The 13,603-nt window shown below is 69.0% G+C and carries 12 protein-coding genes; 6 read left to right on the forward strand and 6 right to left on the reverse strand.

Features of this window, described 5'->3' with window-relative positions; genetic code table 11:
- The first annotated feature begins 14 nt into the window (after nucleotides 1-14).
- Together MKL09_RS14150 and MKL09_RS14155 are read left to right on the forward strand one after the other, a co-directional pair.
- Nucleotides 15-2,102 carry a tetratricopeptide repeat protein gene (locus tag MKL09_RS14150; protein WP_313901184.1) on the forward strand — a complete coding sequence of 696 codons (2,088 nt, stop codon included), beginning with the start codon at nucleotides 15-17 and terminating at the stop codon, nucleotides 2,100-2,102.
- 665 nt (nucleotides 2,103-2,767) lie between these two features.
- Nucleotides 2,768-3,964 carry a flagellin gene (locus MKL09_RS14155; protein WP_244020977.1) on the forward strand — a complete coding sequence of 399 codons (1,197 nt, stop codon included), beginning with the start codon at nucleotides 2,768-2,770 and terminating at the stop codon, nucleotides 3,962-3,964.
- A gap of 67 nt (nucleotides 3,965-4,031) precedes the next feature.
- Here the strand turns inward: MKL09_RS14155 and MKL09_RS14160 are convergent, their stop codons facing one another.
- Entirely contained in the window at nucleotides 4,032-6,350 is a 2,319-nt protein-coding gene (locus MKL09_RS14160) for a Tex family protein (RefSeq protein WP_244020978.1), read from the reverse strand.
- 78 nt (nucleotides 6,351-6,428) lie between these two features.
- The gene (locus tag MKL09_RS14165) at nucleotides 6,429-6,848 is read right to left on the reverse strand and encodes a hypothetical protein (protein WP_244020979.1); all 420 of its coding nucleotides are present in this window, start codon (nucleotides 6,846-6,848) and stop codon (nucleotides 6,429-6,431) included.
- 229 nt (nucleotides 6,849-7,077) lie between these two features.
- On the opposite strand from MKL09_RS14165, the gene MKL09_RS14170 reads away from it, so the two are divergent.
- Nucleotides 7,078-7,278, forward strand: coding sequence for a hypothetical protein (locus MKL09_RS14170; protein ID WP_244020980.1), 201 nt, complete (start codon nucleotides 7,078-7,080; stop codon nucleotides 7,276-7,278).
- A 10-nt stretch (nucleotides 7,279-7,288) separates the two neighbouring features.
- Here the strand turns inward: MKL09_RS14170 and MKL09_RS14175 are convergent, their stop codons facing one another.
- The 4 genes from MKL09_RS14175 to MKL09_RS14190 all read right to left on the reverse strand — a co-directional run bounded on the left by MKL09_RS14175 (nucleotide 7,289) and on the right by MKL09_RS14190 (nucleotide 11,899).
- Nucleotides 7,289-7,447, reverse strand: coding sequence for a hypothetical protein (locus tag MKL09_RS14175; protein ID WP_244020982.1), 159 nt, complete (start codon nucleotides 7,445-7,447; stop codon nucleotides 7,289-7,291).
- 150 nt (nucleotides 7,448-7,597) lie between these two features.
- On the reverse strand, nucleotides 7,598-7,996 hold the full coding sequence (locus tag MKL09_RS14180; RefSeq protein ID WP_244020984.1) for a cupin domain-containing protein: 399 nt from the start codon (nucleotides 7,994-7,996) through the stop codon (nucleotides 7,598-7,600).
- 121 nt (nucleotides 7,997-8,117) lie between these two features.
- Nucleotides 8,118-10,283, reverse strand: coding sequence for a glucans biosynthesis glucosyltransferase MdoH (gene mdoH / locus MKL09_RS14185; RefSeq protein ID WP_409566930.1), 2,166 nt, complete (start codon nucleotides 10,281-10,283; stop codon nucleotides 8,118-8,120).
- A 38-nt stretch (nucleotides 10,284-10,321) separates the two neighbouring features.
- A complete protein-coding gene (locus tag MKL09_RS14190) occupies nucleotides 10,322-11,899 on the reverse strand; it encodes a glucan biosynthesis protein D (protein ID WP_244020988.1) in 1,578 nt (525 codons plus the stop codon).
- A gap of 158 nt (nucleotides 11,900-12,057) precedes the next feature.
- Between MKL09_RS14190 and MKL09_RS14195 the strand changes: the two genes are divergently transcribed.
- The 3 genes from MKL09_RS14195 to MKL09_RS14205 all read left to right on the forward strand — a co-directional run bounded on the left by MKL09_RS14195 (nucleotide 12,058) and on the right by MKL09_RS14205 (nucleotide 13,582).
- Nucleotides 12,058-12,654, forward strand: coding sequence for an HPF/RaiA family ribosome-associated protein (locus MKL09_RS14195; RefSeq protein WP_244020990.1), 597 nt, complete (start codon nucleotides 12,058-12,060; stop codon nucleotides 12,652-12,654).
- Between the two features lie 134 nt (nucleotides 12,655-12,788).
- The gene (ptsN, locus tag MKL09_RS14200; RefSeq protein ID WP_058193339.1) at nucleotides 12,789-13,256 is read left to right on the forward strand and encodes a PTS IIA-like nitrogen regulatory protein PtsN; all 468 of its coding nucleotides are present in this window, start codon (nucleotides 12,789-12,791) and stop codon (nucleotides 13,254-13,256) included.
- On the forward strand, nucleotides 13,256-13,582 hold the full coding sequence (locus MKL09_RS14205) for a hypothetical protein (protein ID WP_244020992.1): 327 nt from the start codon (nucleotides 13,256-13,258) through the stop codon (nucleotides 13,580-13,582). The genes ptsN and MKL09_RS14205 overlap by 1 nt, the downstream gene beginning before the upstream one ends.
- Nucleotides 13,583-13,603: the final 21 nt, after the last annotated feature.

Raw genomic sequence — 13,603 nt, forward strand, 5'->3', positions numbered from 1 at the left:
CGGGAGGGGCTGCGATGCGCAGTCTGGCGAAGGCTCGGGATCACCGGGCCTCCGGACGATTCGATCGAGCCGAGTCCACCTTGCGCCGCGTACTCGGCGCCGTACCCGACCATCCCGAGGCGCATTACGAACTCGGCCAACTCGCCGCCAGCCATGCGCCGGAAAAGGCCGTGCCCCACTTCGTCACGGCGCTGCGGGGCGCGCCCGAGCGCCCGGGCTATTGGCTGGCGCTGGCCACCGCCCTGCTCGCCGCCGAGCGGCAGCCGGACGCGCGCGCGATCCTGGAGCGCTACAAGGCGCAGAGCTTCGGGCCCGAGGCAAAGCAGCTCGATGCGGCTTTCATGGCGCGCACCTTCGCGGCCGCGCAGATCCGCTATGACCGGGGCGAGTTCCTTCCGGCGGAGGCGCTGCTCGACCTCGTGCTGCTCCTTGACGACACCCACGCCCACGCGACCTACCTCGCCGGCGCAATTGCGGCCCGCACGAACCGGCCCGAACTGGCCCACGACCTGATCAGCATCGCGCTCTACCGCGAGCCCAAGAATCCGCTGTTCTACAGCGGCCTCAGCACGGTCCTTACCAACCGCGGTGACCATGACGGGGCGATCTCCGCTCTGGAGAAGGCCCTCGAACTCGACCCCGACCTCGCGATGGCGCATGCCAACATCGCCGGGGTCTACCAGCGCCGGTTCCGGTACGGCGAGGCCCTGCGGCATGCCGAGCGCGCGATCGTGCTGGAACCCGCCAATGCCGGCGCGCACAGCAACCGCGGCAGCGCCCTGCTGGCCCTCGGGCGCCTGGGCGAAGCGGTCGAGGCGTTCGACCTCGCCTTGACCCTCGATCCGTCCAAGCTGTTCGTCGCGTCGAATCGCCTGTTCGCCAAGCTCTATGCCGCCGACATCCCGCATGCGGACTACGCCGCCGACGCGCTGGCCTATGGCCGCCGCTACGCCGACCCGCTCCTGCGCCGCCGCCCGTTCACCAACGATCGCGACCCGGATCGCCGGCTGCGCATCGGTTTCGTCTCGGGCGATCTGTGCAACCACGCCCTGGTCCGCTTCTTCGAACCGTACCTGCGCGCCATCGACCGGGACGGCCTCACCGTGCTGGCCTACATGACCCATGCCAGCGAGGACGCCACCTCCGAACGGCTGAAGCCGTTGTTCGACGGCTGGCACAATCTGGCCTGCCTCGACGATGACCAGGCGGCGGACCGGATCGAGGCCGACGCCATCGACATCCTCGTCGACCTGTCCGGCCACAGCGCCGGCAATCGCCTGCTGGTGTTCGCCCGCAAGCCCGCCCCCGTTCAGGTGACCTGGATCGGGCATCCCGGCACTACGGGGCTGACAGCGATCGATTATCGCCTCACCGACCCGACCACCGATTCCCTCGGCCTCGCAGAGCCTCTGCACGCAGAGCGGCTCTGGCGCCTGCCGCGGGTGACTGCCACCTATGCCGGCGTCGATGATCTGCCGCCGGTGCGGGAGCGGGCGCCGTTCGAGGATGCAGGCTACGTCACCTTCGGCTGCTTCAACCGCCTGACCAAGGTCTGCGACGACGCCCTCAGGACCTGGGCCGACATCATGACGGCCGTGCCGGATGCGCGGCTGTTCATGGTGGTGGGCGATATCGGGACCCCGGAGGTCCGCAAAGCCGTCGAGACGCGCCTCACCGCGGCCGGAATGCCCCTCGACCGGGTGATCTTCCAGCCGCGCGTCAATAGCGGCTACCACGAACTCTACCACCGGGTGGATATCGCCCTCGACCCGTACCCGTATAACGGCGGCACGACGAGCTACGACACCCTGTCGATGGGCGTGCCGTTCGTGACCCTGCGCGGCGGCCATGCGGCGGCGCGCACCGGCGTCTCGGTCCTGACCACGATGGGCCTGCCGGAACTGATCGCCGACAGCCAGGAGGCCTACGTGGCGATCGCCCGGGACCTCGCCTGCGACCGAAACCGACTCCGGACGGTCCGGGAGGGGCTGCGCGAGCGTCTGCATGCCTGCCCGCTCATGGACCATGCCGGCTTGGCGGCCGATGTCGACGCGGCGTTCCGGGGGATGTGGCGGGCTTGGCTGACCAAAGGGCAAGGCTGAAGCGCGATCCAGCGCATCTTGCGGATCGGCGGTGGCAGGCACGTCAAATTAAAGTCATAGAGGCGAGCCCGATTGCAACGCGATCGGGAGCGGCATTCGCCGAGCATTGGCCGAGCGCTGCGGGCTGATCCGACGAAGCCGCATGGTTGCGACGTCTTCGCGGGTTCGTGTCGGTGCCGCCCTGGCGGAGACTGGTCGCCCGATCCGGACGGCGTGTGGCGGCACCGGGGATCGATGCCGTGTTGTCGTCCGGCCTCCGATCATGAAGCCTCCGCATCCTACGATCATCGTGGCCCGGGCATGATCGTGCACGGGTCCACAGCCGAACCGCGCCGCCGATCCTTCGACAGGCAGAAAGCGCAGCGGATCGATCAATCGTAGCGATCTGAACAACATCAGAGTTACGAATAGCAATCGTTGTCGGGGTTTCGGATTCTATTCGAGATTTCGTTGTTTCGGGCAGTCGTGAGAAAGATCTTCTGAAATCGTCATGTATGCGAAAGATATTCGATCTTGCGATTGGTGTTCGATGTCCGAAAACGCTCGTTAACGATATCCGCCGGATACATTTTTTCGGCTATCGAATTAAGGTCTCAGCAAGCCGTCAGGCGATACACCGCTGGAGCCGCCAATAAGACGGCTTTTCGATCAAAAGGATCGTCCCAATGTCTTCCAACGTCACCCTCACCGCCGCCACCCGCCAGAACCTGCTCTCCCTGCAGGATACGGCTTCGCTGACCGCGACCACCCAGAACCGGCTCTCCACCGGCCTGAAGGTCTCCTCGGCCCTCGACAACCCGGTGAGCTTCTTCACCTCCCAGTCGCTCAGCCAGCGTTCGGGCGACCTCGGCAACCTGCTCGACGGGATCTCCAACGGCATCCAGTCGATCCAGGCCGCCAACCAGGGCATCACCTCGATCCAGAAGCTGGTCGATCAGGCCAAGTCGGTCGCCAACCAGGCGCTGTCCACCCAGATCACCACCACTGGCACCGCCTCCAGCGCCTACACCGTCCCGACCAGCGGCGGCAGCACCGTGAACATGTACGTGAACGGCGCCTCGACCTCCGTGACGCTGGCTTCGGGCGATACGCTCGACCAGGCGCTGACCAAGCTCAACACTGCGGTGGGCGCCGGCAGCTTCTCGAAGAGCACCGACGGCACCAAGATCGTGATGAACGCGTCCTCGGACGTGGAATTCAAGACCGCGGCCGATCAGACCGCGCTCGGCTTCGCCGGCGGCACGGCCTCGTCCGGCCCGACCTACGGCACGACCACGGCGGTCGGCCAGAGTACGGACCTGAGCGTGTCCGGCGTCTCGGCCCGGGCGACGCTGTCCTCGCAGTACAACAGCCTGCTGACCCAGATCGACCAGCTGGCGGGTGATTCGAGCTACAACGGCACGAACCTCATCAATGGCAAGGGCGACAACAACAACCTGACGATCAACTTCAACCCGAAGGGCAACTCGAACCTCACGGTCACGGCGACTGACGAGACTTCGAGCGGTCTCGGCCTGACTTCGATCACCAGCACATCGGCGAAGACGTCGACGGTCGGGCAGGGCAACTTCCTGCTCAACGGCGACATCAACACGACCCTGGGCAAGTTGACGACCGCCTCCAGCCAGCTGCGCACGGACGCTTCGACCTTCGGTTCGAACCTGTCGGTGGTGCAGAACCGTCAGGACTTCAGCAAGAACCTGATCAACGTGCTCGATACCGGCTCGTCGAACCTGACGGCGGCCGATCTGAACCAGGAGGCTGCGAACTCGCAGGCCCTGTCGACCCGTCAGTCGCTGGGCATCTCGGCCCTGTCGCTGGCCAACACCGCCCAGCAGGGCATCCTGCAGCTGCTGCGCTAAGCCTCAGCCGCATCAAAGTCGGAACGGCCGGGGCATCGCCCCGGCCGTTTTCGTTTGTGCGTCCGGTTCAGCTTCTTTTGGAGGGGGAGGCCCCCGCCCGCCGGAGCGTGTCGGCCAGGGCCCCGCCGCCGGTTGCCGGCGTCGGTCTGGATTGCATCCGGCGCGGGTCGGGCGCCTGGTCGCTGGTGCGCCGCGCCTGGGCTCCCGGCTCGATCGGATCGTCGAGCCGCATCGACAGGGCGATGCGCTTGCGCGGGACATCGACGCTCAGCACCAGGACCCGGATGACCTCGCCGGTCCGGACCACTTCGGCGGGCGAGGCGATGCGCCGGCGTGCCATCGCCGAGATGTGCACGAGCCCGTCCTGGTGGACGCCGATATCCACGAAGGCGCCGAACGCCGCGACGTTGGTGACCACGCCTTCGAGCTGCATGCCGGGGCGGAGATCGCCGATCGTCTCGACACCCTCCTGGAAGCTCGCCGTCTGGAAGGCCGGGCGCGGATCCCGGCCGGGTTTTTCCAGCTCGGCGATGATGTCGCGCACCGTTGGCAGGCCGAAGCGCGCATCCGCGAATGACTCGGGGGCGAGCTGGCTCAGGGTCGCGGCATTGCCCAGCAGCACGCGGATGTCGCTCTTGGTCGCCTGCAGGATCCGGCGGACCACCGGGTAGGATTCCGGATGGACGCCGGAGGCGTCGAGCGGATCGTCGCCGCCCTGGATGCGCAGGAAGCCGGCGGCCAGCTCGAAGGTCTTCGGGCCGAGGCCCTGAACCTTCTTGAGGGCCGTCCGCGTGCGGAACGGACCGTTCGCATCCCGGTGCGCGACGATGCGGTCGGCCATCGACGCACCGAGACCCGAGACCTGGGCCAGCAGGGCCGGGGAGGCGGTGTTCACATCGACGCCCACCGCGTTCACCGCGTCCTCGACCACCGCCGAGAGCTGGCGCGACAGCTTGGTCTCGCTGACATCGTGCTGGTACTGCCCGACGCCGATCGATTTCGGGTCGATCTTCACGAGTTCGGCGAGCGGGTCCTGAAGCCGGCGGGCGATCGAGGCGGCGCCGCGATGGGACACATCGAGATCGGGCAATTCCCGCGAGGCGATCTCCGAGGCCGAGTAGACCGAGGCGCCGGCCTCTGACACCGTGACCTTGGCGAGCGTCAGGTCGGGATTGGCTGCCACGATCTCGGCGGCCAGCCGCTCGGTCTCCCGGGAGGCGGTGCCGTTGCCGATGGCGATCAGCTCGACCTGATGCTGGCGGCAGAGGCGCCCGAGGCTCGCCACCGCCTCCTTCCAGCGCCGCTGCGGCTCGTGCGGGTAGGTTGTCTCGACCGCCACGATCCGGCCGGTCTGGTCGGCCACCGCGACCTTCACGCCGTTCCGGTAGCCGGGATCGAGCCCCAGCGTCGCCCGCCCGCCCGCTGGGGCGGCGAGCAGCAGGTCCTTCAGGTTGCCGGCGAAGACCTTCACGGCCTCGTCCTCGGCGCGCTCGAACAGGCGGGTGCGCAGATCCTGCTTGATCCCGGTCCGGATCTTGGTGCGCCAGGCGGTGCGCACGACCTCCATCAGCCAGGCGTCGCCTGGCCGACCCCGGGCGGCGATGCTGTGCCGATGGCAGATCGCGGTCTCGAACGGGCCGGGCCGGCCCGGCTCCGAATCCTCGCCTTCCGCGGTGAGATCGACGTCGAGGACGCCTTCGCGTTCGCCGCGAAAAATCGCGAGGATCCGGTGCGACGGCATCCGCTCCAGCCGCTCGCTCCACGCGGAGTAATCCGAGAATTTCGCGCCCTCCGTGGCCTTGCCCTTGCGCATTTTCGACGCGAGCTGGCCGCTCCGCCAGAAATCCGCGCGCAGGCGCCCGACCAGGTCGGCATCCTCGGCGAAGCGTTCGATCAGGATCGCCTTGGCGCCCTCCAGGGCGGCCTCGGTGTCGGCGACGCCCTTATCTATCGATATGAACCCCGCCGCGGCGCGCTCGGGCGCGATCTCGGGCTTCGCCAGCAGCGCCTGGGCCAAGGGCTCGAGGCCGGCCTCCCGGGCTGTCTGGGCCTTCGAGCGGCGCTTGGGCCGGAACGGTAGATAGAGATCTTCCAGGCGCGCCTTCGTGTCGGCGGCGGCGAGCGCGGTTGCGAGCGCCGGCGTCAGCTTCCCCTGCGCCTGGATGCTCGCGACGATGGTGTTGCGCCGGTCGTTGAGGTCGCGCAGGTAGCCGAGCCGCTCGTCGAGCTTGCGCAACTGCGCATCGTCAAGACCGCCGGTATTCTCCTTGCGGTAGCGGGCGACGAACGGGACGGTGGCGCCGCTGTCGAGCAACGCCACGGCGGCTGCAACCTGCGCCTCTCCGACCCCGAGTTCCTCGGCGATCAGCGCGTTCACGGATGTCATGCGGGCTCCGGCAGGCGAGGGGCGGGGCCCTGCCATAGCCCCCGCGCCGTCGGATGCAAGGCGCCTGAACGAGGCCGGTCAGGCGTCGCCAAGCCTCGCATCGGAGGCGGCTTTGACGGTCTGGGCGAAAGCCAGAACGCGACGTCTCTCCGAAGAATCCGTGATCGACAGCCAGAGCTGAAGCAATTCTTCGGCGTCTGCGAGGTGGTCGGGGGGCGGTTCGCCGAAGAATGTTTCCGGCGAGCATCCCAGCGTTTTGGCGAGGTTCTGGAGTGTTCGGCGCGACCGGTCGACCGAGGATCCGCTGCCGTCCGCCATTGCTTCGATCCGCTTCGTCGCCCCCAGCAAGCGATGCCGCACAGACATCCGCTGACCAGGGGCAACAGGTGACGGGAGTGGAACCCGATCGAATCGAGCACCTGCGCGTGCAGGAATCGGGATGACGACCGGATAATGGGGCGCGGAGGCTGCAAAGCGATGCAAGACGCCCGCGTTCATCGCATGTGGATCGAACCCATTCCGGCTACTCCGGTCAAGGGATCCGGCGCGACATTCATGCCTGCGTACAGATTCAGACAATCAGTCAGCTGCGTGCAGCTGACATTTTCGTGCGCGTAGCGGGAACCCCTCGGACTCCAGATCCCGCGCCGGAAGCGGTGGCCGTCATCACCCCGTCACCGGCGTGTGCTGAGCCTTTCGAGGCACGTTCCGGATCGGCGAGCAGCCCGTGCGCTTCGAGATTCGCGCCAGCAACCGGTCGCACTGGTCCTGGGTCCTCGTGAACGAGACCGAGGAGACGGTGGTCGAGTCCCGGCGGGACTTCCCCTCCCAGGCGCAGGCGACGGCGGCCGCGATGGCCTTCGCGCAGCTCGTCGCCCGGGCCGGGCGCAATCTCGCGGGCGTCCCGCGCGCCGGCGGGTTTTTGTAAGGCTCCCGGCTCAGGCCCGGTGCCGCAGGAAACCCATCACGCTCCAGCAGGCGATGAAGCAGCCGACCCCCATGGCGCCGAGGCAGCTGATGGTCCGCACCGGTTCGCCGCGGGCCAGCACGATGGCGACGGCGAGGGGCAGCAGCAGGAACGCGAGCAGCAGGGTCATGGAGAGCTCCGTTTGGATCGACCGACCCTAGGAGCCGTTGGTTAATCACTCCTGACGACGGCGGCCGGTCGGCCGCGGGCCGGTGGCCTCTTATCCGCGCCGTCCTCCACCATCCGGGTCCCGCCGCGATGACGAGGGGCAGCCGCCGGCTCACCCGCCGCGATACTGGTCGTCGCTCACCGCCTCCAGCCACGTCACCGCCGTCCCGTCCTGGCGCTCCTGGATCGCGATGTGGCTCATCGCCGTCGTCGCGGTGGCGCCGTGCCAGTGCTTCTCGCCGGGCTCGAACCAGACCACGTCGCCGGCCGCGATCTCCTGGACCGGACCGCCCTCCCGCTGCACCGAGCCGCGGCCGAAGGTGACGATCAGCGTCTGGCCGAGCGGATGCGTGTGCCAATTGGTGCGCGCGCCCGGCTCGAAGGTCACGTGCGCCCCCGCCACCCGGGCAGGATCCGGCGCGGAGAAGAGCGGGTCGATCCGGACGGTGCCGCTGAACCAGTCGGCCGGGCCCGGGCCCGAGGGCTGCGATCCGCTGCGCTTGATCTCCATGGAACGTCTCCGTCGGTTTCGTCTGCGACGATCCTCAGAGGATCAGCACGATCAACGCGCGTCCAACGATTCCTGGCCATCCGCGACGGCGGGATGACCGGAGGGTCTGCTGCACGCCGCTTTAATCCAGCCGCACCAGCCGGTCGAGTAGAGCCCGGTCGTGCAGCAGCGCCATACGCTCCTTGGGCGACAGCCAGGCCCGAGCTTCGGCCACGGTCTCGGCCTCGCAGATCTTGGCCGTGGCCAGCGTCTGGTCCGGGTCGATGGCGCCCCGCGGGCGGGACCGACCGGTGGGCAGCATGCCGGCATGGGCTTCAGCCAGATCCGGGTCGGCGTGGAGGGCCGTCAGCGCATCGGCCTCGTCGAACGCCTGCGCGGCGTTGCGGGAGGCGAGGGTGCCGGCCCGGATTGCGATCTCCGGCGGGGAAGCCTCCTCGGGGGTGGCCAGCAGAAGGCGCCGCTTGAGGGCTAGGCCCAGCCCGAGTTGGCCGCTTGCCCAGGAGATCGGGATCGCCAGCACGAGACCCAGGATCGTCGGGCTCATCCACAGGAACAGCGAGGTCGCGAGCGCGAAGGCCGCGATCCCGGCGACGAGGCCGAGGACCATGTGCCAGCGGTGCCGGGCGACGATGTCGCGCATCGGAATCGAGCCGTCGTCCCGGCGCTGCGGGTTCCAGCCTGTATCGCGCCCGAGCAGGATGCCCATCACCGAGCCCGACTGGATCACCATCGCCACCGGGGCGACCAGGGCCGAGAGCAGGATCTCGACCAAGCTCGACAGGATCAGCCGGCCGGCGCCCCCGCAGGCCCGGCGCACCGGCCCGTCGAGGAGGGCCAGGATCAGGCCGAGGATTTTCGGGGCCAGCAGCACCGCCATGGTCAGGCCGAACAGCTGGAGCGCGCGGACCGGGTCGAACCGCGGGAAGACCGGCGAGAACCCGGCGCCGCCGAAATAGTCCGGCCGCTCGGTGGCGGTCTGGAGGACCAGCAGGATACCGACGACCAGCTGGCACAGCCAGAACGGGGAGGCGAGGTAGCCGGCGATGCCGGTGGCGAAGTGCTGGCGGGTCGCCGGGTGCAGGCCGGCGGCGCCGATCACCCTTGCGTGCTGGAGGTTGCCCTGCGCCCAGCGGCGGTCGCGCACCGCCACGTCGATCAGTGAGGGTGGGCTCTCCTCGTAGGAGCCCGGCAGGCGGTGCAGCATGTAGACCGCCCAGCCGGCTCGGCGGATCAGCGCTGCCTCGACGAAGTCGTGGGACAGGATGTGGCCGCCGAACGGCGGCTTTCCGGGCAGGTCCGGCAGGCCGCAGGATTGTGCGAAGGCGCGGGTGCGGATGATGGCGTTGTGGCCCCAGTAATTTCCGTCGCGGCCCGACCAGGCCGACAGACCGGCGGCGATCACCGGCCCGTAGATCCGGGCGGCGAATTGCTGGAGCCGGGCGAACAGGGTGTTGCGGTTGATGATCAGCGGCAGGGTCTGGATGATCCCGGAATCCGGGTCGGCCTCCATGGCGGCGGCCAGCGCTACGATCGCCGGGCCGCTCATCAGGCTGTCGGCATCGAGCACCAGCATGTGGTCGTAATGCCCGCCCCAGTGGGTGACGAAGTCGCCGATATTGCCGGCCTTGCGGTGATGGTTCTTGGGCCGGTGGCGGTAATACAGCCGGGCGCCGGGGCCGAGGCGGCGGCGCAGGTCGAGGAAGGCGCGCTCCTCGGCGATCCACGCATCGGCTTGCGTCGAATCCGAGAGCACGAACCAGTCGAAATGGTCGCCGAGACCGGTGGCCTCAACGGCCTCGCGCATGGCCTCGACGCCCGCGAAGGTCCGGGCGGTGGCCTCGTTGTAGACCGGCATCAGCACGGCAGTGCGGGTGTGGAGCGCGGTCGGGACCGGATCCGGCCGCTTCCGGCGCAGCAGCATCGCGAAGCCGAGCAGGCCGCTGGTGAAGGCGAGCGCGATCCACGAGAAGGTCAGGCAGAACAGGACGACCAGGACCAGCTGCAGGGCGGTCGGGCTGCCGGAGATCGACACGGTCTCGACCATCTGCCAGCCGCCGTAGCCGGTCAGCGCCAGGGCGCCACCGAACACCAGCAGCCGGGCCATCCAGGGAGACCCGTGCTTGCGCGTCGGCCGGTGGGCGGCGGTGGAATCCCACGTCGAGAGATCCTGCACCGGCATCGCCAGGGGTGCTTCGGGCGGCATCGCGGCACTGTTCTCGGAACGTGCGGGGCCGGCATCCCGGCGGGATGCGGGCGGTGGCAACGTAGTGGTCTCGTCCAGGCGCACGGCGGGGTGTGATCCTCGGGGTGATCGGCGAAAGAAGATTACGGCGTCCAGCGGAACAGCCAGGTCTCGCTGGCGCGGTCCTGGCCGCGCCGGAGCCCGAGACGCAATTCGCTCGCCCGCTCGCTGCCGGGATCGAGCTCGAACAGCACGCGCAGGGTCTTGCGCTCCGGATAGAAGAAGCGGTCCTGCCGGGTGATCGTCCCGGTCGAAGCGCTGAGCGCGATCTCGATCTCGTCGCGCCGGGTCAGCCCCTCGCCCTCGAAATCGACCGCGAACAGGCGGCGATTGCCGGAGCTGCCGCGGCCGGCACGGCTGTCCGTCACCCGGGCGAGGTCCGGGGGCAGGGGATCGGGCCAGCCCTTGGACCAGTGCTGGCGGCAGAGGAAGCGCATCTCGCCGCCCTTGGCGAGCGTCGCCTTCGGGCGCCAATAGGCGAACACGTTCTCGTTCAGCTCGGAATCGCTCGGGATCTCGAGGAGCGTCACTGCGCCCTCGTTCCAATCGTCCTGCGGCTCGATCCACAGGGACGGGCGCTGCTCCCAGTGCCGCCGGTCGTCCTCGAAATCATCGTAGGCGCGGGCGCGCTGCATGAGGCCGAACCCCTTCGGCCCCCGGTCGAGGAAGGCCGAGACCTGCAAAGCCTCCGGGTTGTGCACCGGGCGCCAGATTGGCTCGCCGTAGCCGTTGCGGATCGCCAGCCCCTCCACCGAGAAGGCGGCGGCACGCAGGTCGTCCACCTTCTGCCGGTCGAGCGGCCCGAACAGGTAGCTGCCCTGCATGCCGCCGAGCCCGATATGGTCGAGCTCGGCCCGGGCGAACACGGTTCCGTCGATCCCGGCCACGGACGCCTCCCGGCCCGGCGTCAACGTGAGCTTGAACGCGGCGGCCGCCGATTCCGATTCGACCAGCGCGTGGACGACGATCGGCTGCCCGGGCGCGGGCGCCTCGACGAACAGGGCCCGGAACAGCGGGAATTCCTCGCCGCGGGAATCGGCCGGCCGCAGGGCCAGCGCCCGGGCGTTGATGCCGAAATCCTGGCCCTGCGCCACCAGCCGGAAGAACGAGGCCCCCTGGAACAGCGCGAAGTCCGACAGGTCAGTCCCGTCGCCGAATCGAGCCCGCAGGCGAAAACCCGAGAAGGCGGTGTCGGCGGTCAGGTCCGGCAGGACGATGTTGGCGGCGATCAGGCCTTCCTTGTCGTAGGCGATCGGCTGGACCAGCCCGTTCTCCACGACGAAGAGCGAGACCGGCGTGTCGAAGATCGAACCGCGCAGCAGCGGCTCGATCGCGTAGCCGAAATCGCGGCCGGCCCAGACGGCTCGGCCGGGCACCGGATGGATCGCCTCGTAGGCATCCCGGGACAGGCCCTTCAACACCGCTGGCACGTCGTCGGTCTTGGGCGCGACATAGCCGGAGGCGGCCCGGGCGCGGGCGATGTCGAGCAGGGTGCTGGCCTCGAACGGCGCGCCGGCACCCGGCAGGGTGGTGGCCGGATTGGCGCCCCCCGGTTCTGCCGCGCGCGCGATCGCCGGCAGGAACGCCGCGGCGCTGCCCACGGCCCCGGCCAGGACGGCACGGCGGCTGGGAACGGCGACGGATCCGGCGGCGGTTTTCATGCGGGCCTGCGTCTCAGATGGCGGAACGGTGCCTGTATACCGGGAGGCCGGCTGAACCCAGGGTTAAGCGGCGGTTCGGACGGAACGGGCACGCCTCCGTTGACTTAGCGCAAGCCGGCTCTCTAATTCCGGGGACTGAATCGCACGGGGGAGGCAGCATGGGATCGTTGCGGGTCACGGGCCACGGCGTGGATCTCGGAGAGAGTCTGCGCGGCCGTATCGACGAGCGGATGTCTGCGACGCTCGACAAATACCTCGACTCGCACATGAACGATTCCTGCACCGGCCACGTCACGCTCAGGCGTGACGGGACCGCGTACCGGACCGATTGCGTCCTGCATCTCGTGTCCGGGCTGACCATCGAGTCGGTCGGCGTGTCGCACGACGCGCGGTCGAGTTTCGAGCAGACCGCCGACAAGCTCGAGACACGGCTGCGTCGCTACAAGCATCGGTTGAAGCAGCACGCTACCGGTCCCGGCGATCCCGCGGCGATCGAGGCCGCCTACGCGGTGTTCGCCCCACCGGAGGAGCGGGACGAGGACGAGCCGGAGGACGGCGACGCCCACCCGCCGATCGTCGCCGAGAGCACCAAGACCCTGCAGCGCCGGACCATCGGCGAGGCGGTGACCGCCCTCGATATGACAGGATCCCCGGTGGTTGTGTTCGTCCACGCTGGCACCGGGCGCGTCAACGTCGTATACCGGCGCAGCGACGGTGCGATCGGCTGGGTGGACCCGCCGGGCGCCGTCGACTGACGCGTGTGGACCGGGAGGAACGGAGCCGGAACCGGCTCGTTCTCCGGCCCATTGATAGTCGGGGGTGTCGTGCGAGACGCTCCTGCGACGAGGCCCGCTCCGACGCGGACGGGTGACGGGGCAACGGTCGATCGATGCCAATTCTGGAATTCCTCGACCCCGAATCGGTCGTGCAGTCCCTGCGCGCGCGAGCCAAGAAGCAGGTGCTTCAGGAGCTTGCGGCGCAGGCCGTGCGTCGGTTGCCGGCGCTCGACGAGCGGCCGGTCTTCGACACCCTGCTCCAGCGCGAGCGCCTCGGCTCGACCGGGATCGGCGAGGGTGTCGCGATCCCGCATGGCAAGCTGCCCGGTCTCGACCGGCTGTTCGGCTTGTTCGCGCGATTCGACCGGCCGGTGGATTTCGAGGCCCTGGATGGGCAGCCGGTGGATGTCGCCTTCCTGCTGCTCGCCCCTGAGGGTGCGGGGGCTGATCACCTGAAGGCCCTGGCCCAGGTCGCCCGGGTCCTGCGCGAGCCCGGCATGCTCAACCACATCCGGGCCGCCCGGGATTCGAGCGCGCTCTATGCGCTGCTGACCCGCTCGACGGCGCCGCAGGCCGCCTGATGCCGCTGTCCCGTCTCGCTGCGGCCCTGGTGATCCTCGCGGGCTTATCCCCCGTCGCCGAGGCACAGGGCGAAGCCACTTGCGGCCGCGATGTCCTGGTGGCGCAGTCGATGCAGCGCCAAGCCCTGGAACAGCTGGAACAGGCGGACGGCGACGACGCCCAGAATTGCCGTGTCTGGCGCCGCCATGTCGACACGATGCGCCGGGTCGCAAGCGTCTACGGCCGCTGCCTCTCGGGCTCGGAGCGCGCCCAGCGGCTCGCTCAGGTGCAGGGCTCCGACCGGGAGTTTTCCGCGACGATCAAGGTGCGCTGCGGCGGGCATTGAAGGCGGGCTGACGGACTGCCC

The organism is Methylobacterium sp. J-048 (assembly GCF_022829515.1).
In the GTDB taxonomy this organism is placed as follows: Bacteria; Pseudomonadota; Alphaproteobacteria; order Rhizobiales; family Beijerinckiaceae; genus Methylobacterium.